This is a genomic window from Kitasatospora putterlickiae, from assembly GCF_039527695.1.
Taxonomy (GTDB): Bacteria; Actinomycetota; Actinomycetes; order Streptomycetales; family Streptomycetaceae; genus Kitasatospora; species Kitasatospora putterlickiae.
In genome coordinates, this window is the sequence record NZ_BAAAKJ010000002.1 from 40916 (window position 1) to 41803 (window position 888).

An 888-nucleotide genomic window follows, 5' to 3' on the forward strand; every position below is an offset into this window, starting at 1 on the left:
GTGGCGTGGCCGGCGCCGCCGGGAGCGGCCCGCTGCCAGTCGGCGAGGGTCGTCCAGACCACCGGGGTGTGGCTGTAGGAGGCGTCCCCGGAGACGGCCGCGACCGTCAGCGGGTGGCCGGCGACGGTGAACGCGTCGCCCGGGCGCAGCCCGCCGAGGTCCTCGGCGGCGGTCTCCGAGAGCACCGCCCGGCCCGGCGCGAGGTCGGCGCCCCGCGGGGCGAGCGAGGAGCCGTCGGGCACGCCGAAGACGGAGAGCGCGGCCGTGCGCGGTCCGGCCGCCGCCTTGGTGGTGGCGATGCCGAGCGGCTGCGCGTCGGTGACACCCGGGGTCCCGGCCCAGCCCTGCCACTGCTCGGGGGTGACCTGGGAGTCGGTGAACGACGGCTTCTGCCCGTCGGCGGGCCGGCCGAAGGCCAGGTGGTCGGCGGGCAGCCCGGTGATCGCCGAGATGTTCTGCCGGCCGAGCCCGGCCGTCAGGCCGGACAGCAGGCCGACCAGCACCGTGATCAGCACGATGACGGTTCCCATCAGGGCGAACCGCCCCTTGGCGAACCTCAGGTCCCTCCAGGCGACGAACACCGCGAGCCCTTTCACTCGATCCACTGCGACACTGACGAGACTGGTCGAAGACAGGCCCCTCGGGCATCGCACCGGGGATTGGATCCTCGGCATCGAAGGGCAGAACCCGAGTTCAACCTTTCGATTGATGCCGGTCGGCGCCGCGCGCCCTAGGCTGGACGGATGGCGACCGATCGACCCCGTACCACCCCCGTCGCCCGCGTCCTCCAGGTCTGCCTGCACCTGCTCGTGGCGGGCCTGCTCGCGCTCGCCGTCGTCCGGGCCCTGGCCGGCCTGGGCGGCGACCCGGCGGCCGGCACGGCAGCGG

At 74.9% G+C, this 888-nt stretch carries 1 pseudogene; it reads right to left on the reverse strand.

Annotated elements, in window-relative coordinates:
• A pseudogene (locus tag ABD308_RS00285) lies at positions 1 to 581 on the reverse strand (ABC transporter permease); the annotation flags it as partial.
• Between the last annotated feature and the right edge of the window lie 307 nt (positions 582 to 888).